This window comes from Hydrogenophaga sp. (assembly GCF_025699295.1).
Lineage (GTDB): Bacteria > Pseudomonadota > Gammaproteobacteria > Burkholderiales > Burkholderiaceae_C > Hydrogenophaga.
Map to the genome: position 1 here is coordinate 34,924 of NZ_JAILWB010000013.1, position 25,534 is coordinate 60,457.

Consider the following 25,534-nt stretch of genomic DNA (forward strand, 5'->3'; position numbering starts at 1 on the left):
GAGGGTCGCGCACCGAATGGGGCGACCCTCTCTTTGTTTTCAACACCATGTTCGCATTCATTCTCCGGCGATTGGCTCAGGCCGTGATCGTCATGGTCAGCGTGGCGCTGATCGCCTTCATGCTGTTCCAGTACGTGGGTGATCCGGTGGTCTTCCTCCTGGGGCAGGACGCCACCCCCGAACAGGTGCGTGAACTGCGCGCCGATCTCGGCCTGGACCAGCCCTTCTTCGTGCAGTTCTGGCATTTCCTCGCCAATGCGGTCCAAGGCGAATTCGGCCTGTCGCTGCGCCAGGGTGCCAAGGTGTCGCGCCTCATCGCCGAACGTCTTCCGGCGACGCTGGAGCTGTCGCTGGTGGCGGCGTTTCTCGCGCTGGCAGCCGGGATTCCCATGGGCGTGTATGCGGCGCTCAAGCGCGGCAGTTTCATGAGTCAGATGTTCATGACCGTCTCTCTGCTGGGAGTGTCCCTGCCCACCTTCCTGATCGGCATCCTGCTGATCCTGGTGTTCGCCGTGAACCTGGGCTGGTTCCCGAGCTTCGGCCGGGGTGATGTGATGCAGCTGGGCTGGTGGAGTACGGGACTGCTGAGTGCCAAGGGCTGGCACCACATCACGTTGCCGGCGATCACGCTGGCCATCTTCCAGCTCACGTTGATCATGCGCCTGGTGCGCGCCGAGATGCTCGAGGTGCTGCGCACCGACTACATCAAGTTCGCGCGTGCACGGGGCCTCACCAACCGGGCGGTGCACTTCGGCCATGCGTTGAAGAACACGCTGGTGCCCGTCATGACCATCACCGGCCTGCAGCTGGGCGGCCTGATCGCTTTCGCCATCATCACCGAGACAGTGTTCCAGTGGCCGGGTATGGGGTTGCTGTTCATCCAGGCGGTGACGTTCGCGGACATTCCGGTGATGGCGGCCTATCTGTGCCTGATCGCGCTGATCTTTGTCGTCATCAATCTGGTCGTCGATCTGCTGTATTTCGCGGTGGATCCACGCTTGCGCGTGGAGAAGGCGGGCGGCCACTGATGTCGATCGCCCGTATCAAGGCTCATGGACGCGCGTTCGCGCACATCGCGGCGTTTCATCCCGATCTCACGGCCCTGCGCCACGATCTGCACGCTCACCCGGAGTTGGGCTTCGAGGAACACTACACCGCCAAGCGCGTGGTGGAGGCTCTCAGGGTGTGCGGCGTCGATCACATCCACACCGGCATCGGCAAGACCGGCGTGGTGGCGGTGATCCATGGGCGCCAGCGCGGCAGCGGCCGCATGATGGGCCTGCGCGCCGACATGGACGCGCTGCCCATGACCGAAGACAACGACTTTGCCTGGAAGTCCACCCGTACCGGCATGATGCACGGCTGCGGCCACGACGGGCACACGGCGATGCTGGTGGGCGCGGCGCGCTATCTTGCCGAGACGCGCCAGTTCGACGGCACCGCGGTGCTGATCTTCCAGCCTGGTGAGGAAGGTTTTGCCGGTGCCAAGGCCATGATCCAGGATGGCCTGTTCGACCGGTTTCCTGTGCAATCGGTCTACGGCATGCACAACTGGCCGCAGATGCGGCCCGGCACGGTGGGCGTGAATCCCGGGCCCATGATGGCCTCGGCTGACCGCATCACGATCGAGGTGACCGGCAAGGGAGGGCATGGCGCCCATCCGTACCAAACCGTGGACCCCGTGCTCGTCTCGGCCCACATCATCACTGCGGTGCAAAGTATCGTTTCACGCAATGTGCGCGCCATCGACAGCGCGGTCATCAGCCTGTGCGCCATGCAGGCGGGCGACATGGGGGCCTTCAGCGTGACGCCGGGCAAGGCCACGCTGGTGGGGACCGTGCGCACCTTCAACCCTGAAGTGCAGAACATGGTCGAGAAGCGCCTCCAGGAGGTGTGCTCGGGCGTGGCACTGGGCCTGGGCGCGGCCGCACACGTCAATTACGAGCGCATCTACCCGGCCACCATCAACAGCCGCGATGAAGCCCGCTTTGCGGCCGATGTGGCGCAGAAGCTGGTTGGCCACGAACATGTGGACCGCGACATGGACCCCAGCATGGGGGCGGAAGACTTTTCTTTCATGTTGCAGGTCAAACCCGGCGCCTACCTTCGCTTGGGCCAGGGCGCAGAAAACGGCGTGGGCAGCTGCTTCCTGCACAACAGCCGCTATGACTTCAACGATGACGTGCTGCCGCTGGGCGCGGCGCTCCACGCCGGCCTGGTGGAGCACGGCATGCCTCTGGCCGATCCGGCGCACACGGCGTCGGCCAGATCTTTTTCCGCAACCCCAACCCCTGCAAGGAGCGATGCATGAAGTTCAAGACCACAACCACGGCCTGCCTGTTGGCGGCCGCGATGATCTCGATGGGGGCCGCGTCGGCACAGACGATTCGCATCGGCAATCAGGGTGACGCGCTGTCGATGGACCCGCACTCGCTCAATGAGTCGCTGCAGCTCAGCGTCACCGGCAACGTGTACGAACCCCTGGTGGGGCGTGACCGGAACCTCAACCTTGCGCCAGCGCTGGCCACCAGCTGGAAACAGACATCACCCAGCGTGTGGCGTTTCGAGCTGCGCAAGGGGGTGAAATTTCATGACGGCACGCCATTCACCGCCGACGACGTGCTCTTCACCTTCGCTCGCGCCTCGGGTGAAGGCTCTGACATGAAGAGCTACACCAACGACGTCAAGGAAGTGCGCAAAGTCAACGACTTCACGGTGGACGTCGAGACCAAGGGCCCGTTCCCCATCCTGCCCGACGTGCTCTCGCTGCTCTACATCGTCAGCAAGAAGTGGTCTGAAGAGAACCAGTCCACCCGGCCTGTGGATCGCCGCAAGGGCATCGAAAATGCGGCATCTTTCCGCGCCAATGGCACGGGCCCCTTCCGCCTGCGTGAGCGCCAGCCGAACGTCAAGACCAGTTTCGTGCGCAATGGCAACTACTGGGGCAAGATCGAAGGCAATGTGGTGAACGTGGAGTACACGCCGATCGGCAACGATTCCACGCGCGTGGCGGCTTTGCTCTCGGGTCAGGTGGACGTGATCGAGCCCGTGCCGCTGCAGGATGTGGCGCGCATCAATGCTGGTGGCAAGACCAAGGTGATGCAGGGCCCGGAGTTGCGCACCATCTTCCTGGGCATGGACCAGAAGCGTGACGAACTGCTGTACTCCAGCGTCAAGGGAAAGAACCCGTTCAAGGACAAGCGTGTGCGCCAGGCGTTCTACCAGGCGATAGACATCAATGGCATCCAGCGCACGGTGATGCGTGGCGCCTCCAAGCCCACGGCGCTGATGGTGGGCCCAGGCATCAACGGCTTTGACGCCTCAATGAACACCCGTCTGCCCTACGATCCTGAAGCCTCGAAAAAATTGCTGGCCGAAGCAGGCTACCCGAACGGCTTCGAGGTGGGAATGAACTGCCCGAATGACCGCTACGTGAACGACGGCGCGATCTGCCAGGCGGTGGCGGCCAACCTGGCCCGCGTTGGCGTGAAGGTCAATTTGCAAGCCGAGACCAAGGGCACCTATTTCCCCAAGATTCTCAAGCGCGACACCAGCTTCTACCTGCTGGGCTGGACTCCGGGCACCTACGATTCGCACAACGCCCTGAACGCGTTGATGCGCTGCGTGGACGAGAAGGGCAGCGGCCAGTTCAACCTGGGCGCCTACTGCAATCCGAAGGTGGATGAACTGACGGTGCAGATCCAGTCGGAAACCGACAAGGCCAAGCGCGATGGCCTCATCAAGGAAGCCTTCAAGCTGCACGCAGACGACATCGGCCACCTGCCGCTCCACCAGCAGGCACTGGCTTGGGGCGTGGCGAGCAATGTCGAACTGGTCCAACTGGCCGACAACTTCATGCCGTTCCGTTACATGTCCGTGAAGTAAGCCGCGTTCGCGCTGCCAGACACTGCAGGTCACATAGGAGCACCCCTCCTGACCTGCGGTGCCGATGATCTCAAACAGGTTCCCTACGTGATCAGCCTCATCAAAAGAGGGCTCGACAGCGATGTCGGCCACAGCTTCCGCACCTCACCCACCGCGGTCATCGCGGCGGTGATCGCCTTGGTGTGTGTGTTCTGCGCGGTGTTCGCCCCTTGGGTGGCACCGCACAACCCATTCGACCTGGCCACGCTCGAGCTCTCCAACGCGCGCCTGCCGCCCGCCTGGAGCCCCGAGGGTTCGCGCAACTTCCTGCTCGGCACCGATGACCAGGGCCGCGATATCCTCTCGGCGCTGATGTATGGCGCGCGTATCTCACTGGCCGTGGGGCTGGCCTCGGTGTTGCTGTCGGTGGTGATCGGTGTGACCTTCGGTCTGCTGGCGGGCTTTCTCGGGGGCTGGATCGACGCCTTCCTCATGCGCCTGTGCGACGTGATGCTGTCGTTCCCGCCCATCCTCATCGCGCTGCTGATTGCCGGCGTGGGCCGCGCCCTGTTTCCTAACGCCCACGAAACGCTGGCCTTTGGCGTGCTCATCATCTCCATTACGCTCACCGGTTGGGTGCAGTACGCGCGCACGGTGCGTGGCTCGACGCTGGTGGAGCGCAACAAGGAGTACGTGCAGGCCGCGCGGGTGACCGGTGTGGCGCCGTTGCGCATCATGCGCAGCCATGTGCTGCCCAACGTCATGGGCCCGGTGCTGGTGCTGGCCACCATCCAGGTGGCCACGGCCATCATCACCGAAGCCACGCTGTCCTTCCTGGGCGTGGGCGCACCACCCACCTCGCCGTCGCTGGGCACCCTGATCCGTGTCGGCAACGACTACCTGTTTTCCGGCGAATGGTGGATCACCATCTTCCCGGGCGCCATGCTGGTGCTGATTGCACTCAGCGTGAACCTGCTGGGCGACTGGCTGCGCGATGCACTGAACCCCCGACTGCGCTGAACATGAGCCTGCTACAAGTCAAGAACCTGGTCGTCGAGTTTCCGAATCGCCGCGGCACGCTGCGCGCGCTGGACGACATCTCCTTCGATATCGCCCCGGGCGAGATACTGGGTGTGGTGGGTGAATCCGGCGCGGGCAAGTCGCTTACCGGTGCGTCCATCATCGGATTGCTCGAACCGCCAGGGCGCGTGGCCTCGGGCGAGATCGTGCTGCAGGGTCAGCGCATCGACAACCTGCCTTATGAGGCCATGCGCAAGGTGCGTGGTCGCAAGATCGGCGCGATCTTCCAGGACCCGCTGACCTCGCTCAACCCCCTGTATTCGGTGGGGCGGCAGCTGGTGGAAACCATCACCACCCATCTGCCGGTGAGCACAGCCGAGGCGCGCCGGCGCGCTATCGAACTGCTCAAGGACACCGGCATTCCCGCCGCCGAGCAGCGCATCGACCACTTCCCGCACCAGTTCTCGGGCGGCATGCGCCAGCGCGTCGTGATCGCGCTGGCCCTGGCGGCAGAGCCCCAGCTCATCGTGGCGGACGAACCCACGACGGCGCTGGATGTGTCCATCCAGGCACAGATCATCACGCTGCTCAAGACCATCTGCAAACAGCGCGGCGCGGCGGTGATGCTGATCACGCACGACATGGGCGTGATCGCCGAAACCTGTGACCGCGTGGCCGTGATGTACGCCGGACGCATTGCCGAGATAGGACCCGTGCACCAGGTCATCAACCACCCGGCGCATCCCTATACAACCGGGCTGATGGCCTGCATCCCTGACATGAGCATGGACCGTGAACGCTTGCACCAGATCGATGGCGCCATGCCGCGCCTGAACGCCATCCCGACGGGCTGCGCCTACAACCCGCGCTGCGAGAGGGTGTTCGATCGATGCCATGTGGAACGCCCAGACCTGCTGGCAGCCGGTGCCACGCGCGCTGCCTGCTGGCTGCACGCCGGTGCGGAGGTTGCGGCATGAGCACCGGCATGTTCGAGTCGACGGTGCAGGCCGAGGAGACGCGGTCGCTCACGGCGCAGTCCCATGCCGCTGTGTCCGCCGCGACCACTCAGGCCGCCACGGGAGCGCCCCTGGTGCGCGCGACCGATCTGGCCAAGACCTTCGATGTTTCCGCGCCCTGGCTCAACCGCGTGATCGAGCGTCAGCCCCGACAGCTGCTGCGCGCGGTCGACGGCGTGTCCTTCGACATCCCGCGCGGCCAGACGCTGGCGCTGGTGGGCGAATCCGGTTGCGGCAAGAGCACGGTCGCCCGCTTGCTGGTTGGGCTGTACGAGCCCACGCGCGGGGGGTTTGAGTTCGATGGCCAGGACGCGCACGCCGCGTTCAAGACACCCGAAGGCCGCAAGCTGCGCCGGCGCATCCAGATGATTTTTCAGGACCCGTACGCCAGCCTCAACCCGCGCTGGCGCGTGGAAGACATCATTGCCGAACCGCTGCGCGAGCACGAGATCGAAACCGAGCCCGTGGCCTTGCGCGCCCGGGTGGACGAATTGTTGAAGTCGGTCGGCCTCTCATCCCTGGATCGGGTGAAGTACCCGCACCAGTTCAGCGGTGGGCAGCGGCAGCGCATCTCGATCGCTCGCGCCCTGGCTACGCAGCCGGAGTTCCTGGTCTGCGACGAGCCCACCTCGGCGCTGGACGTGAGTGTGCAGGCGCAGGTGCTCAACATCATGAAGGACTTGCAGCGTGAGCGCGGTCTGACCTACCTGTTCATCAGCCACAACCTGGCCGTGGTGCGCCACGTGAGCGATCAGGTGGGCGTGATGTACCTGGGCCGACTGGTCGAGCTCGCCCCCAAGCACACGCTGTTCGACAGCCCGCGCCACCCCTACACTCGCATGCTGCTGGACGCGATCCCCAAGATGCATGACACCGGCAAGGCACGCACGCCGGTCTCCGGCGAGGTGCCCAACCCGCTGAACCCGCCCAGTGGATGCGCCTTCAACCCGCGCTGCCCACACGCCAACGACCGCTGCCGCAGCGAGCGGCCCAACCTGCTCACGCTGGGCGGCATCCGCATCGCGTGCCATGCAGTGGAAGAGGGGCGCATCTGAGTCAGGCGTAGCGCTTGCTTTTCAGGTTGTTCTTCATTTCCTTGAGCAAAGGCTGCAGCTTGGTGCCACCAATGCGCAGCGCCAGGCAGGTGGCCACGATGTCGATGACCATCAGGTGCATCAGTCGCGAGGTCATGGGGCTGTAGCGATCGTAGCCTTCGGGGTGATCTGCGGAAAGATGGATGTGTCCGCTTTGCGCGAGCGGTGACCCACTGGTGGTGATGACGATCACTGTCGCGCCGTGCTTGCGCGCGATGTCGGCTGCGTCCATCAGGTCGCGCGTGCGGCCCGAGTTGGAGATGATCACCAGGCAGTCGCCCGGCCCGAGCAGCGAGGCGCTCATCACCTGCATGTGACCATCGCTGTAGGCAATGGCGTTGATGCCCAGGCGGAAAAACTTGTGCTGGGCGTCCTGCGCCACGATGCCCGAATTGCCCGCACCGTAGAACTCGATGCGGCCACGGTTCCTGTAGGTTGCCACCAGCGCGTCCACTGCCTTTTCGATCGCGTGGCTCGAAGCGTCGTTGCGGTACTTCAGGAATGCCGCGACCGTGTTGTCGATCACCTTGACCAGCACATCGCCTGTCTTGTCGTCCACGTCCACGCTGCGGTGGATGAAGGGCACACCCTCGCTGACCGTGCCCGCGAGCTTGAGCTTGAAGTCCGACAGGCCGTCGTAGCCCATGCTGCGGCAGAAGCGCACAACGGTGGGTTTGCTCACGTGCGCGCGCTCGGCCAGCTCCGTCACGGGCAGGCTCGCGAAGGTGCGGGGGTCCAGCAGCACGAGCTTGGCCACGCGTTGCTCGGCGGGAGCCAGGGAGGGCAGGGAGGCTTTGATCCTGTCGAGCATGATGATGATGAGGGTCGGTTACATGGAGGGTACGAACGGGTGAAATTTTATTACGAGTTTTGTCCGATAATTCGCCCATGAACCAGCTAGATGCCCTCAAACAGTTCACAACGGTCGTGGCGGACACCGGTGATTTCAAACAGCTCGCGGCCTATGCTCCGCGCGATGCCACCACGAACCCGTCGCTCATTCTCAAGGCCGTGCAGATGCCGCAGTACGCCCCCCTGCTCCAGGATGCGGTGGCGAAGTACGCCGCGCACGGCCTGGACGAGGTGATGAACCGCCTGCTGGTGAGCTTTGGCTGCGAAATCCTGCGCCTCATTCCCGGCCGCGTGTCCACCGAAGTGGACGCCCGCCTGAGCTTCGACACCGAGGCAACCGTGGCGCGCGCGCGCCGCATCATCGACCTGTATCAGGGTGAGGGTGTGCACGTCGACCGCGTGCTGATCAAGATCGCCTCCACGTGGGAGGGTATTCAGGCCGCCGCGCGTCTTGAACGCGACGGCATCCACACCAACCTGACCCTGTTGTTCTCCTTCGCCCAGGCGGTCGCCTGTGGCCAGGCCAGGGTGCAACTGATCTCGCCTTTCGTCGGCCGCATCTACGACTGGTACAAGAAGAGTGCGGGCAGCAGTTGGGACGAGGTCGCCATGGCTGGCCCCAACGACCCGGGCGTGCGCTCGGTGCGCAGCATCTACGAGTTCTACAAGAGGCACGGCATCGCCACCGAAGTGATGGGCGCGAGCTTCCGCAACGTGGGCCAGATCACGGCACTGGCCGGCTGCGACCTGCTCACCATCAGCCCCGATCTGCTGGCCCAACTGGCCGCCAGCGAAGCACCGCTGAGCCGTGCGCTCGACGCGAGCGCGTCGAAGACCATGGACATCCCCTTTGTCACCCACGACGAGGCCAGCTTTCGCTACGCGCTGAACGAAGACGCCATGGCGACCGAGAAACTGGCCGAAGGCATCCGGGCATTCGCGGCCGACACCATCAAGCTAGAGGGCTTGATGAAATAAACCGGACTTCCCATACGAAAAAGCCCCGCGATCACTCGCGGGGCTTTTTTGTTTTGGAGGCAGGCAGCGCAGAAGCACCCCTACGACGCAGCATGAGGCACAAGGGCGTAGACAGTGGCAGCGCCACGGCAAGCCCTTGCAACGCCGGCATGGCGTCTCAGGCAAGGAGCAATTACATGCCCATGCCGCCCATGCCACCCATGTCGCCCATGCCGCCAGGCATGCCGCCAGCAGGCGCCTCGTCCTTCGGGGACTCGGCCACCATGGCTTCGGTCGTCAGCATCAGGCTGGAGACGGAAGCGGCGTTCTGCAGCGCGGTGCGGGTCACCTTCGTCGGGTCCAGAATGCCCATTTCGATCATGTCGCCGTAGGTGTCGTTGGCGGCGTTGAAGCCATAGTTGCCCTTGCCGGCCAGAATGGCATTGACCACCACCGACGGCTCGCCACCGGCGTTGGCCACGATTTCGCGCAGGGGGGCTTCAATGGCCTTGAGCACCAGCTTGATGCCGGCATCCTGGTCGGGGTTGTCACCCTTGATGGTGCCAGCGGCCTGACGGGCGCGCAGCAGGGCCACGCCACCACCGGCCACGATGCCTTCTTCCACTGCGGCGCGGGTGGCGTGCAGGGCATCTTCCACGCGGGCCTTCTTTTCCTTCATTTCGACTTCGGTGGCAGCGCCGACCTTGATCACGGCCACGCCGCCGGCCAGCTTGGCCACGCGCTCTTGCAGCTTCTCGCGGTCGTAGTCGCTGGTGGCTTCTTCGATCTGCACGCGCACTTGCTTGACGCGGGCTTCGATGTCAGCGGCAGCGCCGGCGCCGTCGATGATGGTGGTGTTTTCCTTGCCGATCTCCACGCGCTTGGCCTGGCCCAGGTCGGCCAGGGTGACCTTCTCGAGCGTCAGGCCCACTTCTTCGGCGATGACCTTGCCGCCGGTCAGGATGGCGATGTCTTCCAGCATGGCCTTGCGGCGGTCGCCGAAGCCAGGAGCCTTCACGGCCACAACCTTCAGGATGCCGCGAATGGTGTTGACCACCAGGGTCGCCAGGGCTTCGCCTTCGACGTCTTCGGCAATGATCAGCAGCGGACGGCCAGCCTTTGCAACCTGCTCCAGCGTGGGCAGAAGGTCACGGATGTTGGAGACCTTCTTGTCGTACAGCAGCACGAAGGGGTTGTCCAGCAGGGCGGACTGCTTCTCGGGGTTGTTGATGAAGTAGGGGCTGAGGTAGCCACGGTCGAACTGCATGCCCTCGACCACGTCAAGCTCGTTCTGCAGCGACTTGCCGTCTTCCACGGTGATCACGCCTTCCTTGCCGACCTTGTCCATCGCGTTGGCGATGATCTCGCCGATGCTGGTGTCGCTGTTGGCGGAGATGGAGCCGACCTGGGCGATTTCCTTGCTGGTCGTGGTGGCCTTGGAGGCCTTCTTCAGCTCAGCGATCAGGGCTTCAACCGCCTTGTCGATGCCGCGCTTGAGGTCCATCGGGTTCATGCCGGCGGCCACGTACTTCATGCCTTCGCGCACGATGGCCTGGGCCAGCACGGTGGCGGTGGTGGTGCCGTCACCGGCGTTGTCGGAAGTCTTGGAAGCGACTTCCTTGACCATCTGGGCGCCCATGTTCTGGAGCTTGTCCTTGAGCTCGATTTCCTTGGCCACCGACACACCGTCCTTGGTGACGGTGGGGGCACCGAACGAGCGCTCGAGCACCACGTTGCGGCCTTTGGGACCCAGGGTGACCTTGACGGCGTTGGCCAGGATGTTCACGCCTTCAACCATGCGTGCGCGGGCTTCGCCGCCGAAAATGACGTCTTTTGCTGCCATGTTGATTCTCCGGATTCAGTAATTGGGGGGGGTGAAAGAAAGTGAAGGATTACTTCTCGACGACCGCGAAGAGGTCGTCTTCTTTCATGACCAGCAGTTCATTGCCGTCGACCTTGACGGTCTGGCCGCTGTACTTGCCGAACAGAACGCGGTCGCCGACCTTGACGTTCATGGCGGACAGTTCGCCCTTGTCGTTTTTCTTGCCGGGACCAACGGCCAGGATCTCGCCCTGGTCGGGCTTCTCGGCGGCGGCGTCGGGGATGACGATGCCGGAGGCGGTCTTGGTTTCGCTGTCAATGCGCTTGACGATCACGCGATCGGCGAGAGGACGAAGGTTCATTGCATCTCCTGGATATGGAACGGATGGGGTTGTTCAGAACGGCGGGGCCTGCCTGTGCAGGCAGGCGCATACCGCTGATCGACTTGGCGCAAAGTGTTAGCACTCAACGCCAGCGAGTGCTAATCATAAGGGCGCGATCAGCGGTTTTCAAGATCGGCCGGCTTTATTTCTTGGCCGCGGCACCAACGTCGTTCAACTTTCGCGGAAAGCCACCGATTCATTTCTTGTGCCGCCACGGGCTGCCATTCCCGCCGGCCGCGTTTCGTTGGGCCGCACACAAACACTTACGATTCGGACATGTCCCTACCCAACCACCCGAACGAACCGGCCGCCCCCTGCGCGCCGACAACGCCCTCAGGGGGCCTGATGACCCTGGTGCTGCTGTTGCTCTGCGCCTGTCTTGCCCTGTGGCCTGCCCACGCGGTGGCGGCCACATCCGACGAGCGCGACGTCACGCTGCAGGCGCGGCACTGGATCGACACCTCGGGGGAACTGGGCGTCGACGAGGTGGCCGGCCTGCCGGCGGATCGCTTCCAGCCCATGGACAGCTACCGCAGTTTCGAACTGGGCAAGGGGGCGCTGTGGCTGCGACTGGACCTGCCACCCCGGGACGACGCGCAGCGCTGGTACCTCATGCTGAGTGCGGCGGCGTTCACCAACCGGGCCACGCTGCACATGCAAGGTGCCGATGGCCGGTGGTCACGGCAACAGGCGGGGGACCACCTGCCGGTGTCGCAATGGGACCACCCGGACCAGACGCCCGTCTTCGCACTGAACCCCCAAGTCACAGGTCCGCTCTGGCTGCGACTGGAAAACACCCCCGCGTCCCTGAGCCCGCGCCTGGTGCTGTTGACGGAAAAGCAGTTGCAGGACAAGCGCTACTGGACGTTCCTGATGGTGGGAGGCTATCTGGGCTTCGGCCTGCTGGTGCTCTTCCTGGGGTGGGTGCACGCGCGGCTGTACGGTGACCGGGCGTTCATCGCGTATTGCTGCTATGTCGCGTGCATGCTGGGCTTCCAGGCCGCATTCACCGGGGTGGGCGGGCTGTTCTTCTGGGGCCACTGGGCCTGGTGGAACGACGCCGCGCCCGCGGTGTTCATGCTGTGGTTGACCGGGTCGGGCATCTGGTTCGTGCGCGAGGCCTGTGCGATCTCGCGCCACCACCGTGGGCTGGACCGCTTTGTGCTGGCTTGGTCGGCGTTCGGGCTGCTCTATCCCGTCGCCTACCTGCTGTTGCTCAACCGCCCGGCCTTTCTTGTGCTCAACCTCTATGGGCTGTTATCGGTGCTGCTGAGTTTCTTCCTGTGCATCTGGGCCTGGCGAAGGGGCGAAACCTATGCGGGATGGCTGGCACTGGGTTTTCTGCCCGTGCATCTGGGCTACCCGTTTCCGGCGCTGCGCAGCGCCGGCGTGCTGCCGGATGGCTGGGCCACGCAGTACGCCGTGCTGATCGGCTCGGCGATCGAAATCCCGCTGCTGCTGTACATCCTGCACCGCCGCGCCAAGGACTTCAGCGAGAACCGCGCGCGCCTGCGGGCCATCGAAAGCACCGACCCTCTGACCGGGCTGACGATCGCGCCCGTGCTGCGCCTGCGCCTGCGCGATGCCCTGCGCCGTTCCAGGCGATATGGGCATCAATGCGGGCTGGTGCTGGTGGACTTGTCCAACCATGGCGACATCGTTCAGCGCGAGGGGCGCGAGGCTGGTGACCGCGCGCTGGTCGTGGCGGCCTCGCGCCTGTCGTTGGTGGTGCGCGATGTCGACACCGTGTGCCGCATTGCGGACGCGCGCTTTGTCCTGTTGATCGAAGGGCCGGAAGACCTCAAGTTGCTGGGCCAGCACATCGTGGCCAAGGGGCTGGAGCGCATCCCGCTGCTGCCGAGCGACGTAGCGCTGCGCTTCCGGCTGGTGTCGACGGCACTGCCTGAGGCGGGCGAGGAAGACCTTGATGACGCGCAGGTGCTGGAGCGCCTGCAGCGCGCCCTCGATCAGCTCGCGGACGACCCGCGCAAGGTGGTCCTGCACCTCCCGCAGGGCGCGACCGCGTAGCGCCCGTACCGGCCCGGGGGCTCGGCGCTCAGCTCAGAAGTGGGCCAGGTAGCCTCCGTCCACCACCAGCACCTGGCCGGTGACGTAACTCGCCGCAGGCGACGCCAGGAATACCGCCGCGCCGCCGATCTCCTCGGGTTGGCCCCAGCGGCCGAGCGAGCTGCACTGGCGCAGCCATGACGTGGTTGCCTCATCCTCGACCATGGCGGCGTTGGTGTCGGTCGCGAAATAGCCCGGCGCGATGGCGTTGACATTGATGCCGTGCGGGCCCAGTTCGGCAGCCAGTGCGCGCGTGAGGGCGTCTAGCGCACCTTTGCTGGTGGTGTAGGCCGCATCCCCGGCGCGCGCGATAGGGCCAGCGATGGAGGTCACGTTGATGATGCGGCCGAAGCCTTGAGCGCGCATGGGGCGCGCGACTTCCCGGCACAGGTGCCAGGCCGAGACCAGGTTGGCCTCCAGCAGCTCGCGCAGCGCCGACGCGGGCAAGTCGTCGAAGGGCAGACGCCGGCGCTGTCCGACGTTGTTCACCAGAAGGTCAAGCCTGCCTTGCGCTTCAATAATCCGTTGCACGGCGGCGCTGGCCGCGGCCTCATCGGTGACATCGAAGGGCAGGGCCTGCGCAGTGCCTCCAGTGGCATGTCCGGCGGCCTGCACCTGCTCAACCGCACCGGACAGGCCCGCCGCATCGCGTCCGTTGAGCCAGACGCTGGCACCGTGGGAGGCCAGTGCACAGGCCATGGACAGGCCCAGGCCACGGCCCGCGCCGGTGACCAGGGCGACCTGGTCTTGCAGGGAAAACAGGACAGAGGGCGTCGAGGTGGCGGAGTGCACACCGCGATTATCGACGTGCCCGCCAAGTTGGCGTCAGGCCGGGAGTTCGGCCAGCGACGACTCGGGAAACGCCATCTCGGGATTCGCGCCGTCAAACGGCAGCGTGAAGTAGAAGGTGCAGCCTTCGCCAGGCGCCGTCTCGGACCAGATGCGGCCACCATGGCGCTCGATGATGCGCTGCGACAGCGCAAGGCCGGTACCAGTGCCCTCGAAGTCCATCGAGTGGTGCTGGCGCTGGAACATCACGAACAGGTTGTGTGCCTTCTCCAGGTCGAAACCCACGCCGTTGTCTGCGATGAAGAAGGTGCGCCCACCCACCGGGTTGACCTTCCAGCCTACCTCGATGCGCGCCACATCGCGGGGTCGCGTGTATTTCACGGCGTTGTCCAGCAGGTTGCCCAGGGCCTGGGCCAGCAGCATGGCGTCGCCGCGCACCACCGGCAGATCGTTCTCGACCACCCATTCGATGCGGCGGTCCGGGTTCTCCTGTTTCAGGTGGGCCATCACGCCGTGCAGCAGCGGCGCCATCGGCACGGGCTGCGCAGTGATGGTCACTCGCCCGAGTCGCGCGTATTCCAGCAGGCCTTCGATCATCAGGCTCATGCGCTTGGCGGCCTTGGCGATCGAGTTCTGGTACTGCAGCGCCAGCGTGTCGCCGGACTCACCCATCTGCTCCTGCAGCAGGCTCACGAAACTGGCAATGTGGCGCAGCGGCGCGCGCAGGTCGTGCGAGACCATGTGCGAGAACACGTCGAGGTCCTTGTTGGCGGCCACGAGTTGCTGCGTGCGCTCGGCCACGCGCTTTTCCAGTTCGCGGTTGAGGTCGTTCATCACGTCCTCCAGGCTCTTGGCTGCGGTCATGTCGCGCGTGATGCTTGAGAGGCCTTGCAGTTCGCCCGACTCGTTGCGCAGAGCGGTGAGCACGGTGTGTGCCCAGAAACGCGAGCCGTCCTCACGCAGCCGCCAGCCACGCGTTTCCCATTGTCCGTGGGCCTTGGCCAGGCGCAGCACCTGCCCTGGGTCGACCTCGTCCTCGCCCGCGTTGTCGCCGGCCAGCAGCACGTCGTAAGAGCGGCCCATGATCTGCGAGCGGGTGTGGCCGTGCATGCGCTGCGCGCTTTCGGTCCATTCGGTGATGCCGCCGTTCTCGTCGACGAAATAGATGCAGTAGTCCTGGATCGCATCGACCATGAGGCGGTAGCGCTGCTCGCTGGCAAACAGCTCAGCGGAGCGTTCGCGCACGCGTTGTTCCAGATCCTGATTGGCGTGTAGCACGAACTCCTCGGTGCGGCGGCGCTCGGTGATGTCGTGCAGTTCGATGAAGATGCCTTCAACGGTGCCATTCTGGAAATCCGGGATGTAGTGAATCTCGAAATAGTTGCGCAGGCCGTCCGCGCCCAGGCGCTCGGCCTCGAAGGTCTGCGTCTGCCCGGAGAGCGCCTGCGCCACGCGCGGCAGGATGTCGGGGAGGATCTCCGGGCGCACCACCTGGCTCAGCGGCGAGCCCACCATTTCGGCGGGCGTCTTGCCGTAGCGTGCCGCGTGCGCCTGGTTGGCGAAGCGGCAGATCAGGTTCTTGTCGTAGTAGGCCAGGCGCGCGGGAATGCGGTCGGTGATGCTCAGCAGCAGGCTGTCGGCCGTGGCGGGGGGCGTGTCGGTGCTGGCGTTGTCGCCCGGCAGCGTCACGACCGCGCTGCCATGAAGGAAATGCCCTTCGGCGTCGAAAACCGGGGTCGACGCCATGCGCACGCGAAACGCTCGACCGTCGGGCCGCAGCATCTCAAGCTCCACGGGGTCGCCATGACCGCTCTGACACAGCGACTCCACGTGCTCGGTCAGCGCGTCCTGCCAGGCGGGAGCGACGAGTTCGTGCATGAACTGCGGCGGCTCCGTGCGACCCAGCCAGTTGGTCAGTGTTCGATTGACGTGCACACAGCGCTGCGCCGCATCGAAGGTGAGCAGACCGCAGGGGGCCTGGTCGCTCAGCGCGCGCGCGCTGTTCAGCGCGTTCTGGAGTTCTTGTGTTCGCAGGGCCAGCAACTGCTCGACATCCAGTGCAGCGGCGTCCATCCCGTCGGGGCAGATAGAGGTGTCCATGGTTCGTGGCTCCAGGTCGTTGCAGTGCAAACCAGAAAATGGCTTGTACTCCCATATCGGACACGTTGGCAAAAAATTCAGGACATTGCAACTGCGTGGCCGGGCACGGTAGGCCAAAAATGCACAAAAAAAGCCCCGAGGCAGATACATCGGGGCTTCTGGAACCGGGACTGTGAATATTCACAGATGGGCGGCTACGGCCGCACCCTGCGCGCTACTTCAGGCCCGCGGCCTCGCGCAGCGACTGTGCCTTGTCGGTACGCTCCCAGGTGAACTCGGGCTCCTCGCGGCCGAAGTGGCCGTAGGCGGCGGTCTTGGCGTAGATCGGGCGCAGCAGGTCGAGCATCTGGATGATGCCCTTGGGGCGCAGGTCGAAGTGCTCGTTGACCAGTGCGGCAATCTGTTCGTCGGGGATCACGCCGGTGCCTTCGGTATAGACCGTCACGTTCATGGGGCGAGCCACGCCGATGGCATACGCCACCTGGATCTGGCACTGCTTGGCCAGGCCGGCGGCGACGATGTTCTTGGCCACATAGCGCGCGGCGTAGGCCGCGGAGCGGTCGACCTTGGACGGATCCTTGCCCGAGAACGCGCCACCGCCGTGTGGGCAGGCTCCGCCATAGGTGTCGACGATGATCTTGCGGCCGGTCAGACCACAGTCACCCTGCGGTCCGCCGATGACGAAGCGCCCGGTCGGATTGATCAGGTACTTGGTGTCCTTGAGCCATTCCTTGGGCAGCACCGGCTTGATGATCTCCTCAATGATGGCCTCGTTGAAGCTGGCCTTCATCTTGTGCGGCGTCTCGCTCTGGTCAGGGCTGTGCTGCGTGGACAGCACCACAGTGTCAATGCTGTGCGGTTTGCCATCGACATAGCGCATCGTCACCTGGCTCTTCGCGTCCGGGCGCAGGAAGGGCAGCCGGCCGTCCTTGCGCAACTGGGCCTGGCGCTCCACCAGACGGTGCGCGTAGTAGATCGGCGCGGGCATGAGCTCGGGCGTTTCGTCGCAGGCATAGCCGAACATCAGGCCCTGGTCGCCGGCGCCGGTGTTCAGGTGGTCGTCGGAGGCATGGTCCACGCCCTGGGCGATGTCGTTGGACTGCTTGTCGTAGCAGACCATCACCGCGCAGCCCTTGTAGTCGATGCCGTATTCGGTGTTGTCGTAGCCGATGCGCTTGATGGTGTCGCGCGCGACCTGGATGTAGTCGACATGCGCATTGGTCGTGATCTCGCCTGCGAGGACCACCAGGCCGGTGTTGCACAGGGTTTCGGCGGCCACACGGCTGCGTGGATCCTGCGCGAAGATCGCATCGAGGATGGCGTCGGAAACCTGGTCGGAGACCTTGTCGGGGTGGCCTTCGGAAACGGATTCGGACGTGAAGAGGAAGTCGTTCGCCATGTATAAACTCCAAGCTGGTTTGATCGGCGTTTGCCGGTCTGTCAGAGTTCGGCGAACGCTTTAGCGGTATTTGTGAATCGCCCCGCAATTAGTTCGTTAACTCGGCGATGGCGGGATTCTAAATCAAGCCAGTGCGCCCGGTGATTCCCTTCATTCTTCCCATGTTCTTCCATTGGCCCTGCTGATCCATAGTGTTTTTCGAGTGCTGAGCTGGTTGCCGTTGCCGGTTCTGCACGTCATGGGCTGGCTGCTGGGTTGGTTGAGCTTCGCGCTGTCGGCCCGCTACCGGCGGCGCCTGTTCGCGCATGCCGCGCAGGCGGGCTACCCGCGTCGCGTTGCACTGGCCTCGGTGGGTGAATCGGGCAAGCTAGTGACGGAACTTCCTCGGCTGTGGCTGGGGCGCCCGGTGCGCATCGAATGGGCGGGCGCGGAACTCATCGAGGCCACCCAGACGCCGGGCTCAGGCGTTCTCTTCCTCACGCCCCATCTGGGCTGTTTCGAGATCACCGCGCAAGCCTACGCCCGGCGTTTCGGCGCGGCCAGGCCGATGACCGTGCTGTTCCGCCCTGCGCGCAAACCCTGGTTGCGCGAACTGGTGGCCAACGCGCGCTCCCGCCCAGGCCTGCAGGCCGCCCCGACCACGCTGTCGGGCGTCAAGCAGCTCATGCAGGCACTCAAGGCCGGCGAGGCGGTAGGCCTTCTGCCAGACCAGGTGCCGCCTGCGGGGCTCGGCGTGTGGGCCCCGTTCTTCGGGCGCGACGCCTACACCATGACCCTGTCCGCGCGGCTGGTCCGTGCCGCAGACGTGCAGATTCTTCTGAGTTGGGGCGAGCGGCTGTCCTGGGGCCGGGGCTATCGCGTGCACGTGCGGTCCTTTGATGCTGTCAACGGCGGGCCACTGTCGGCGCAGCCCGACGAGGCTGCCCGGCAGATCAACCTGGCGATGGAGGCGCTGGTGCGAGAATGCCCGGCCCAATACCTCTGGTCCTACGACCGGTACAAGACGCCGAACCGGTCGGCCCATTCGTTGCGTTGATGTCTTCACCGTCCGATTCCACCGAACCGACCCTGCCGCCCGGCAACCTGGCCAACCGCCTGGGCGTCGCATTCATGCGCGGGCTGGCAGTCCTGCCCCTGTCCTGGGTGCGCGCTCTGGGGTGGTTGCTGGGCCAGGCGCTGTACATCGTGGCCGTGCGGCGGCGGCGCATCGCGCGGGTCAACTGGACCCTGTGTTTCCCCGACAGCGGCCCGGCCGAGAGCAAACGCGCCGTGCGCCGGCACTTCGTGTATTTCGCGCAAGCGTGGCTGGACCGCAGCTGGCTCTGGGAGGCACCGCTGGCGACGGTGCGCAAGCGCCTGAAGCTCACCGGGGACCTGCAGGCGCTCGCGGGCGACGTACCCACGGTGCTGTTCGCCCCGCATTTCGTGGGCATGGACGCGGGCTGGACGGGACTCACGGCCCACCTGGAGCGGCGTTTCTGCGGGCTGTATGCCGAACAGCTCAACGCCGACGTGGACCGCTGGATGGCGCAGGGCCGCCAGCGCTTCGGCCAACCCCACGTCGTGGGCAAGCGCCAGGGCATCAAACCCCTCGTGGCCGCCATGCGCCAGGGGCTGCCGCTGTACCTGCTGCCCGACATGGACCACGGCATGCGCGACGCCGCCTTCGTGCCCTTCTTCGGCGTGCAGACCGCCACCCTCATGTCGCTCCCTCGCCTGGCGCGGCTGGGACGCGCACGCGTCGTGCCCGTGCTGAGCCGGCTCACGCGAGACGGTTACGAAGTGAAGGTGATGCCGCCCTGGGTCGACTATCCAACGGATGATGCCCAGGAGGACACGGCGGCGATGAACCGGTACCTGGAGGGCTATATCCGCGAGGCACCCGAGCAGTACTACTGGGTGCACAAGCGCTTCAAGACGCGCCCGGAGAACGAGCCCTCGTTTTACACCGGACTCTAAGGCCTGCGCTCAGGACGGTGCCAGAAAGGCACTGAGCAACGAGGCAACATGGTTGGGCTTCTCATGCACGATCCAGTGGGTGGCACCGGGCACGCGCTCGATGCGCAGATCGTCCACATAGGTGTCCAGCCCGTCGAGCAAGGCTGCGGGCAGGGCGGTGTCGCCCAGTCCCCAGATGACCAGCGTGGGCACCGTGACCACGACCCGCTCGCGCGGCAACTGCACCGCCGCCGCGCCCGGGTCGTTCGTCGTGGGGGGCCGCAGAGGCGAGGCTGCGTAGTAGGCGCAGGGTCCGGCCAGGCCCTGGCGCCACACCGAGCGATAGCGCTCGCGCGTGGCCTCGTCGAGCCATGCGGCCGGTGCGCTGTCGGCCGCCATGTGGGTGAAAAAGGGCCAGAGCCGGGCGAAATCGTTCTCCGTCAGCAGAGTGGCCGCGTCGGGTCGGGCCAGAAAGTTCATGTAGGCGCTGGCGGCCTGCTGCGCCGGTGAATGCGCCAGTTCGCGCTGGAAGGTTGCCGGGTGGGGCGCGTTGATGATCACCAAACGGCGCATGAGAGCGGGCCTTGCGGCGCCCAGCCCCCAGGCCAGCGCACCACCCCAGTCGTGCGCGATCAGTGCGGCGAGTTGTCCGGGCGTGGGACTGTCTGCTGTCACGGCGAGCGCCAGCGCCTCAAGGTCCTGGAGCAGCGGCCTGGCGCGGTAGGCAGAAACCTCGGCGGGTGCGCTCGATCGTTCGAAGCCGCGCAGGTTGGGTGCGACGCAGCGGTAGCCGCCGTGCTCGGGGCGCGCGAAGTGCTCGAGCAGTTCGTCCCAGACGAAAGCGGCCTCGGGGAACCCGTGAAGGAACAACAGCACGGGCCGGCCCGGCTCACCAGCGGCGCGGCAGCTCAACGTGATGCCGTGGGGCAGTGGTTGCTGGAAGTTCTCGATCATGCGGGCATCCGTAAAAGGACCCGCATGGTTTCAGTCCAGCGCGGGCGGTTCGTCGGCGGACGTTGCGGGCATGGGGGTGTCTCCGGTGCTGACGCCGTGCGTCCAGTCCCAGAGCATCAGCGCCACGTCGTCCAGACCCTGCTTCTTCAGGGCCGAAAAGAGTCTCGCCTCGCCGCCGCCGGACTGCAGTCGCGCAATCGACAGGGCTTTTTGCGATTCGGTGCGGTTGAGCTTGTCGGCCTTGGTCAACAGGACCAGGAATTTCAGGCCCTGCGCCACGCGTGGCCGGATCACGTCCAGCAGGATTTCGTCGAGCTCGGTCAGCCCCAGGCGCGGGTCGATCAGCAGCACCACGCCTTTGAGGTTCTCGCGCGTGAGCAGGTAGTTGCCCATGACGCGCTGCCAGCGCAGCTTGGCCTCGCGTGGCACGGCTGCGTAGCCGTAGCCCGGCAGGTCGGCCAGCACCGCGTCGGTGATGCCCTGTTTGCCGAGTGAGAACAGGTTGATGCTTTGCGTGCGCCCGGGCGTCTTGGACGCGAACGCCAGGCGTTTTTGCTGAGTGAGCGTGTTGATGCAGGTGGACTTGCCGGCATTGGAGCGGCCGACGAAGGCGACCTCGGGCACGTCCAGCGGTGGCAGGAATTCCAGTTGCGGCGCCGTGGTGAGGAAACGGGCAGTGTGCAGCCAGCCGTGTGCGGCCTTGGGGTCGCGCTTGGGGGGGACGGGGGGTTTTCCAGCTCGGGGTATCGGGGCTTTGAGGCCCGGGGCGTCGTGAGACGGCGAAGCGGTCGGGGGGGCTGGAGTGGGGCGTTGGGTCATTTTGGGGGTTTTCCCGGTGGGCCATTGTAAAATTGATCGGCTTTGTCCCCACAAACCGCGAAATTCCATAAACCGAACCCGTCGCACCCGACATCCGCCCCGTCATGAAATTGTCCGCTTCACTTCTTTGCGCCGCTGCTGCCGCAGCCTTGTCGTTCAGCGCCCAGGCGCAATCGGTCAAACCCGATCTGGCCAAGGGAGGCGCGTTGTATGGTCAGGCCTGCGTGGCCTGTCACGCGGCGGACGGCAACTCGACCACGCCGGCCAACCCGAAGCTGGCGCAACAGCACCCGGAGTATCTGCTCAAGCAACTGCAGGAGTTCAAGTCCGGCAAGCGCGACAACGCCATCATGAAGGGCTTCGCCGCGGCACTGTCCGACGACGACATGCGCAATATCTCCTACTGGCTGGCCAGTCAGAAGGCCAAAGGTGGTGCTGCCACCGACAAGGACCTCGTACAGCTGGGTGAGCGCATCTACCGCGGGGGCATCGCTGACCGCCAGATCGCTGCCTGCGCGGGTTGCCACAGCCCCAACGGCGCGGGCATCCCGGCACAGTACCCGCGCCTGTCTGGTCAGCAGGCGGAGTACACCGCCACGCAGCTCAGGCAATTCCGCGACGGCACCCGCAAGAACAACGCCCAGATGACCGATGTGGCTGCCAAGATGAACGACCGCGAGATCCAGGCGGTGGCCGACTACATCGCCGGCTTGCGCTGATCCACCGACGGGCTTGTCCGCGAGCCCCGTGCGGCCCGCCGGAATATAAGCAGGCGTTCATATTTGCCGGCACAATGCAAACACCTCGCCAGGTGTTGAACCGCCAGCCGGAAATCACATCACATCAGGGCGCGTTCCGGGGCCACCGGAGCCGCCCTTTTTTTCTGAACCGCCCTTCCTTGTCGCCCTTTTCATGACCGTTTCCACCCAAGGCCTGCAACTCCGCACCGGCTCGCGCATCCTCAGCGCGTCGGTGGAGTTGGTGTCGTCCATGCGGTTCGCGATTTCGCTGCTGACCGTCATCTGCATTGCCTCGGTGATCGGGACCGTCGTCAAGCAGCACGAGCCGACCGTCAACTACGTCAACCAGTTCGGGCCGTTCTGGGCCGACGTGTTTGCCAGCGCCAACCTGTTCTCGGTCTACAGCGCGTGGTGGTTCCTGCTGATCCTGGCGTTTCTTGTGACCAGCACCAGCCTGTGCATTGCCCGCAACACGCCCAAGATCCTGGCCGACTTCAAGGCGTACAAAGAGAATGTGCGCGAGCAGAGCCTCAAGGCATTTCCCCATCGGGCCGAGGGCGCGCTGGACGAGGCACCCGAGGCCGCGGCGCATCGCATCGGCCAGACGCTGCTGGGGTCGGGCTGGAAGGTGAAGCTTCAGTCGCGCGACACGCCCGCGGGCACGGGCTGGATGGTGGCGGCCAAGACCGGCACGGCCAACAAGATCGGCTACCTCGCGGCGCACAGCGCCATCGTGTTGGTGTGCATCGGGGGTTTGCTCGATGGTGACCTGATGGTGCGCGCACAAACCTGGTTCAACGGCAAGACGCCCTTCACCGGTGGCGGTCTGATCGCTGACGTGCCCGTGCAGCACCGTCTCTCGGCCAGCAATCCGACCTTCCGGGGCAACCTGCTGGTGACCGAGGGCACTACAGCGGGCACGGCCATCCTCGCGCAACCGAATGGCGTGTTGCTGCAGGATCTGCCGTTTGGCGTCGAGCTCAAGAAGTTCATCATCGAGTACTACGACACCGGCATGCCCAAGCTGTTCGCCAGCGAGATCGTGATCCACGACAACGAGACCGGCGAGACCAAGGAGGCGCGTGTCGAGGTGAACCACCCGGCCAGCCACCGCGGCATCAACATCTACCAGTCCAGCTTCGACGATGGGGGTTCGCGCGTGAAGTTGCAGGCGGTCCCGCTGAACCAGGCCACGGCGCCGTTCGAGGTGGAGGGCACGATCGGGGGATCCACCGCGCTCAGCAATGGCGACAACCAGCTCACGCTCGAGTACACCGGTCTGCGCGTGATCAACGTGGAAAATTTCGCGGCCAACGACACGGGCGAGGGCGTGGATGTGCGCAAGGTCGATCTGCGAAGTTCGATCGAGAGTCGCCTCGGCGCGGGCCACAAGACCACGACCGAGAAGACCTTGCGCAACGTCGGCCCGAGCATCACCTACAAGCTGCGCGACGCGGCAGGGCAGGCCGTGGAGTACCACAACTACATGCTACCGGTCGAGATCGATGGTGCGCGCGTGGTCTTGCTGGGTTTGCGTGAAACGCCATCCGAACCCTTCCGTTACCTGCGCATTCCGGTGGACGAACAGGACGGCATGGACGGTTTCGTGCGCCTGCGGGCCGCGCTGGACGATCCCCGGATGCGGGAGCAGGCCGTGCGTCGCTATGCCGCCGCCGCGGTGGAGGACGGCCGCCCCGAACTGGCCGAGGCATTGGCGGCGTCGGCCACGCGCGCGCTGGGGCTGTTCGCGGGCGCCGAGTCCGTGAACGCACCCGCGCTGCAGCCGGTGGCCAATGGCACACCCTTGCGGCCCGCCACGGTGCGCGGCGGCCTGCAGGCGGTCTCGGCGTTTCTGGAAAGCAACGTGCCCGAGGCCGAACGCGAGCGCGCCAGCGATGTGCTGGTGCGCATCCTCAATGGCACCTTGTTCGAGCTGTTGCAACTCAGCCGTGAACGTGCCGGCCTGACGCCGATGGAGCGCAACGAGGCCACACAGCAGTTCATGGCGCAGGCCGTCATCAGCTTGAGCGACAGCTTTTTCTATCCCGCGCCCATGACCTTCCAGCTCAAGGACTTCACGCATGTGCAGGCCAGCGTGTTCCAGGTGGCGCGCGCTCCCGGGCAGAACATTGTCTATCTCGGGTGCCTGTTGCTGATCCTGGGCGTTTTTGCCATGCTCTACATCCGCGAACGCCGGCTGTGGGTGTGGCTCTCGCCCCGTGGCGGACCGAGCGCGCAGGCCAGCATGGCTTTGTCGTCGAACCGCAAGACGATGGAAGCCGACCGCGAATTCGACCGCTTGAAGACCCAATTGCTGAAGGTGCATCCATGAATACCGCTACTGCGACCCAGACCATCGAGCTGAAGAAGGATCAGGGCGGGCACGGGCTGGGGCCGGGGTATCTGGCCCGCCGCAACGTGTGGGACTGGTTCTTTGCCGTGCTCGTCATTGCGGGAGCCGCCTGGGCCTTCGTGCGCTACAACGCCGCCATGGACGGCTACGAGAAGGCCATTCTCGTGGGCGCGGTGCCGGCGATGGTCTGGCTGGGCTGGTTCTGGCGGCCGTTGCGCGCGCTGGCTGCGGTGGTGGCTGCGGTGTCGCTGCTCGCGATCTGGCTGTACCAGACGCCCGCGGGTACCGCCGACCTGGCTCGCGCCGAGCAGGTGTTCCTGCTCAAGTACTTCATTTCCAGCCAGTCCGCCATCCTGTGGATGAGCGTGCTGTTCTTCATGAGCACCGCGTTCTACTGGATGGGCATGTTCAGGCGTGCGGGCGACACCTTCGAGCTGCTGGGCTCACGCCTTGCCTGGGTGGCGGTGACACTGGCGCTGGTGGGCAGCATGGTGCGCTGGTACGAAAGCCACCAGATCGGCCCGGACATCGGCCACATTCCGGTGAGCAACCTGTACGAGGTGTTCGTGCTGTTCTGCTGGATGACGGCGGCCTTTTACCTGTACTACGAGGACCAGTACCGGACGCGCGGCATGGGCGCCTTCGTGATGCTGGTGGTGAGCGCAGCAGTTGGCTTTCTGCTCTGGTATACGGTGGTGCGCGAGGCGCACGCCATCCAGCCACTGGTGCCGGCACTGCAGAGTTGGTGGATGAAGCTGCATGTGCCGGCCAACTTCATCGGCTACGGGACCTTCGCCATCGCGGCGATGCTGGCATTCGCCTATCTGATCAAGCAAAGCGCCAGCGAGAGCCGCTGGTACAAGCTCGCACCGCTGTGGCTGCTGGGCGTGGTGCTGTGCTTCGAACCCATCGTTTTCCGCCAGTCGGCGGCCGAGAGCGGTGGTGGCTACTGGTTCGTCTACTTCGGTATTTCGGCGCTGATCGTCGGCAGCATCCTGTTCGGCCGCCGCCGCATCGCCGAGCGCCTGCCCAGCTTCGAGGTGCTGGACGACGTGATGTACAAGGCCATCGCGGTCGGATTCGCTTTTTTCACCATCGCCACAGTGCTCGGCGCGCTCTGGGCGGCCGAGGCCTGGGGCGGTTACTGGAGCTGGGACCCGAAGGAAACATGGGCGCTGATCGTCTGGCTGAACTACGCTGCATGGCTGCACATGCGCCTCATGAAGGGGCTGCGTGGCACCGTTGCGGCATGGTGGGCGCTGGTGGGCCTGGCGGTCACTACCTTCGCGTTCCTGGGTGTGAACATGTTCCTCTCGGGTCTGCACAGCTACGGCGAGCTCTGACCCGCGAGCAAGGGACTGCGGTCCT

The 25,534-nt window shown here is 65.1% G+C and carries 21 protein-coding genes; 13 read left to right on the forward strand and 8 right to left on the reverse strand.

All coding sequences use genetic code 11. The features are described 5' to 3' along the window. Positions 1-47: 47 nt before the first annotated feature. The 6 genes from K5880_RS15050 to K5880_RS15075 all read left to right on the forward strand — a co-directional run bounded on the left by K5880_RS15050 (position 48) and on the right by K5880_RS15075 (position 6,955). Entirely contained in the window at positions 48-1,028 is a 981-nt protein-coding gene (locus tag K5880_RS15050; RefSeq protein WP_297653874.1) for an ABC transporter permease, read from the forward strand. Then, a complete protein-coding gene (locus K5880_RS15055) occupies positions 1,028-2,311 on the forward strand; it encodes a M20 aminoacylase family protein (protein ID WP_297653876.1) in 1,284 nt (427 codons plus the stop codon). The genes K5880_RS15050 and K5880_RS15055 overlap by 1 nt, the downstream gene beginning before the upstream one ends. Continuing rightward, entirely contained in the window at positions 2,308-3,885 is a 1,578-nt protein-coding gene (locus K5880_RS15060) for an ABC transporter substrate-binding protein (protein ID WP_297653879.1), read from the forward strand. Before K5880_RS15055 ends, K5880_RS15060 begins: the two co-directional genes overlap by 4 nt. A gap of 87 nt (positions 3,886-3,972) precedes the next feature. Beyond that, positions 3,973-4,884, forward strand: coding sequence for an ABC transporter permease (locus tag K5880_RS15065; RefSeq protein WP_297653882.1), 912 nt, complete (start codon positions 3,973-3,975; stop codon positions 4,882-4,884). A 2-nt stretch (positions 4,885-4,886) separates the two neighbouring features. Continuing rightward, the gene (locus K5880_RS15070) at positions 4,887-5,861 is read left to right on the forward strand and encodes an ABC transporter ATP-binding protein (protein WP_297653885.1); all 975 of its coding nucleotides are present in this window, start codon (positions 4,887-4,889) and stop codon (positions 5,859-5,861) included. A gap of 71 nt (positions 5,862-5,932) precedes the next feature. Beyond that, positions 5,933-6,955 carry an oligopeptide/dipeptide ABC transporter ATP-binding protein gene (locus K5880_RS15075; protein ID WP_297654179.1) on the forward strand — a complete coding sequence of 341 codons (1,023 nt, stop codon included), beginning with the start codon at positions 5,933-5,935 and terminating at the stop codon, positions 6,953-6,955. Between the two features lies 1 nt (position 6,956). Here the strand turns inward: K5880_RS15075 and K5880_RS15080 are convergent, their stop codons facing one another. After that, a complete protein-coding gene (locus K5880_RS15080) occupies positions 6,957-7,805 on the reverse strand; it encodes an SIS domain-containing protein (protein WP_297653888.1) in 849 nt (282 codons plus the stop codon). Positions 7,806-7,882: 77 nt separating this feature from the next. Between K5880_RS15080 and tal the strand changes: the two genes are divergently transcribed. Further along, a complete protein-coding gene (gene tal / locus K5880_RS15085; RefSeq protein ID WP_297653891.1) occupies positions 7,883-8,824 on the forward strand; it encodes a transaldolase in 942 nt (313 codons plus the stop codon). 172 nt (positions 8,825-8,996) lie between these two features. On the opposite strand, the gene groL is transcribed toward tal, so the two are convergent. Further along, entirely contained in the window at positions 8,997-10,646 is a 1,650-nt protein-coding gene (gene groL / locus K5880_RS15090; protein ID WP_297653893.1) for a chaperonin GroEL, read from the reverse strand. 49 nt (positions 10,647-10,695) lie between these two features. Then, positions 10,696-10,986 (reverse strand): co-chaperone GroES, encoded by a 291-nt coding sequence (locus tag K5880_RS15095; protein ID WP_068174446.1) that lies wholly within the window; start codon positions 10,984-10,986, stop codon positions 10,696-10,698. 297 nt (positions 10,987-11,283) lie between these two features. Between K5880_RS15095 and K5880_RS15100 the strand changes: the two genes are divergently transcribed. Next, entirely contained in the window at positions 11,284-13,035 is a 1,752-nt protein-coding gene (locus tag K5880_RS15100) for a 7TM diverse intracellular signaling domain-containing protein (RefSeq protein WP_297653902.1), read from the forward strand. Between the two features lie 33 nt (positions 13,036-13,068). Here K5880_RS15100 and K5880_RS15105 read toward each other — a convergent pair whose 3' ends face one another. The 3 genes from K5880_RS15105 to metK form a co-directional block, all read right to left on the reverse strand. Then, positions 13,069-13,866 carry an SDR family oxidoreductase gene (locus K5880_RS15105; protein WP_297653904.1) on the reverse strand — a complete coding sequence of 266 codons (798 nt, stop codon included), beginning with the start codon at positions 13,864-13,866 and terminating at the stop codon, positions 13,069-13,071. A gap of 33 nt (positions 13,867-13,899) precedes the next feature. Next, positions 13,900-15,963, reverse strand: a complete 2,064-nt coding sequence (locus K5880_RS15110) for a PAS domain S-box protein (protein WP_297653905.1) — start codon at positions 15,961-15,963, stop codon at positions 13,900-13,902. Between the two features lie 214 nt (positions 15,964-16,177). Beyond that, entirely contained in the window at positions 16,178-17,362 is a 1,185-nt protein-coding gene (metK, locus tag K5880_RS15115; RefSeq protein WP_297653907.1) for a methionine adenosyltransferase, read from the reverse strand. A gap of 172 nt (positions 17,363-17,534) precedes the next feature. On the opposite strand from metK, the gene K5880_RS15120 reads away from it, so the two are divergent. Both K5880_RS15120 and K5880_RS15125 read left to right on the forward strand, forming a co-directional pair. After that, positions 17,535-18,398: a lysophospholipid acyltransferase family protein gene (locus K5880_RS15120; protein ID WP_366883057.1), complete on the forward strand. Its 864-nt coding sequence runs from the start codon at positions 17,535-17,537 to the stop codon at positions 18,396-18,398. Further along, entirely contained in the window at positions 18,398-19,321 is a 924-nt protein-coding gene (locus K5880_RS15125; RefSeq protein WP_297653909.1) for a lipid A biosynthesis acyltransferase, read from the forward strand. The genes K5880_RS15120 and K5880_RS15125 overlap by 1 nt, the downstream gene beginning before the upstream one ends. A gap of 9 nt (positions 19,322-19,330) precedes the next feature. Here the strand turns inward: K5880_RS15125 and K5880_RS15130 are convergent, their stop codons facing one another. Next, on the reverse strand, positions 19,331-20,254 hold the full coding sequence (locus tag K5880_RS15130) for an alpha/beta fold hydrolase (protein ID WP_297653911.1): 924 nt from the start codon (positions 20,252-20,254) through the stop codon (positions 19,331-19,333). 30 nt (positions 20,255-20,284) lie between these two features. Next, positions 20,285-21,073 (reverse strand): ribosome biogenesis GTP-binding protein YihA/YsxC, encoded by a 789-nt coding sequence (gene yihA, locus K5880_RS15135; RefSeq protein WP_297653916.1) that lies wholly within the window; start codon positions 21,071-21,073, stop codon positions 20,285-20,287. Between the two features lie 104 nt (positions 21,074-21,177). Here yihA and K5880_RS15140 point away from each other — a divergent pair, with 104 nt between their 5' ends. The 3 genes from K5880_RS15140 to ccsB all read left to right on the forward strand — a co-directional run bounded on the left by K5880_RS15140 (position 21,178) and on the right by ccsB (position 25,509). Beyond that, entirely contained in the window at positions 21,178-21,792 is a 615-nt protein-coding gene (locus K5880_RS15140) for a c-type cytochrome (RefSeq protein ID WP_297653921.1), read from the forward strand. A gap of 193 nt (positions 21,793-21,985) precedes the next feature. After that, positions 21,986-24,145, forward strand: coding sequence for a cytochrome c biogenesis protein ResB (locus K5880_RS15145; RefSeq protein ID WP_297653923.1), 2,160 nt, complete (start codon positions 21,986-21,988; stop codon positions 24,143-24,145). Then, a complete protein-coding gene (gene ccsB, locus K5880_RS15150) occupies positions 24,142-25,509 on the forward strand; it encodes a c-type cytochrome biogenesis protein CcsB (protein WP_297653925.1) in 1,368 nt (455 codons plus the stop codon). The genes K5880_RS15145 and ccsB overlap by 4 nt, the downstream gene beginning before the upstream one ends. Positions 25,510-25,534: the final 25 nt, after the last annotated feature.

Coding starts and splice junctions, on each gene's coding strand:
- metK (WP_297653907.1), bottom strand. CDS start 17,362: ATGGCGAACGACTTCCTCTTCACGTCCGAATCCGTTTCCGAAGGCCAC.
- K5880_RS15055 (WP_297653876.1), top strand. CDS start 1,028: ATGTCGATCGCCCGTATCAAGGCTCATGGACGCGCGTTCGCGCACATC.
- K5880_RS15100 (WP_297653902.1), top strand. CDS start 11,284: ATGTCCCTACCCAACCACCCGAACGAACCGGCCGCCCCCTGCGCGCCG.
- yihA (WP_297653916.1), bottom strand. CDS start 21,073: ATGACCCAACGCCCCACTCCAGCCCCCCCGACCGCTTCGCCGTCTCAC.
- K5880_RS15125 (WP_297653909.1), top strand. CDS start 18,398: ATGTCTTCACCGTCCGATTCCACCGAACCGACCCTGCCGCCCGGCAAC.
- groL (WP_297653893.1), bottom strand. CDS start 10,646: ATGGCAGCAAAAGACGTCATTTTCGGCGGCGAAGCCCGCGCACGCATG.
- K5880_RS15050 (WP_297653874.1), top strand. CDS start 48: ATGTTCGCATTCATTCTCCGGCGATTGGCTCAGGCCGTGATCGTCATG.
- tal (WP_297653891.1), top strand. CDS start 7,883: ATGAACCAGCTAGATGCCCTCAAACAGTTCACAACGGTCGTGGCGGAC.
- K5880_RS15095 (WP_068174446.1), bottom strand. CDS start 10,986: ATGAACCTTCGTCCTCTCGCCGATCGCGTGATCGTCAAGCGCATTGAC.
- K5880_RS15060 (WP_297653879.1), top strand. CDS start 2,308: ATGAAGTTCAAGACCACAACCACGGCCTGCCTGTTGGCGGCCGCGATG.
- K5880_RS15110 (WP_297653905.1), bottom strand. CDS start 15,963: ATGGACACCTCTATCTGCCCCGACGGGATGGACGCCGCTGCACTGGAT.
- K5880_RS15140 (WP_297653921.1), top strand. CDS start 21,178: ATGAAATTGTCCGCTTCACTTCTTTGCGCCGCTGCTGCCGCAGCCTTG.
- K5880_RS15070 (WP_297653885.1), top strand. CDS start 4,887: ATGAGCCTGCTACAAGTCAAGAACCTGGTCGTCGAGTTTCCGAATCGC.
- ccsB (WP_297653925.1), top strand. CDS start 24,142: ATGAATACCGCTACTGCGACCCAGACCATCGAGCTGAAGAAGGATCAG.
- K5880_RS15080 (WP_297653888.1), bottom strand. CDS start 7,805: ATGCTCGACAGGATCAAAGCCTCCCTGCCCTCCCTGGCTCCCGCCGAG.
- K5880_RS15145 (WP_297653923.1), top strand. CDS start 21,986: ATGACCGTTTCCACCCAAGGCCTGCAACTCCGCACCGGCTCGCGCATC.
- K5880_RS15130 (WP_297653911.1), bottom strand. CDS start 20,254: ATGATCGAGAACTTCCAGCAACCACTGCCCCACGGCATCACGTTGAGC.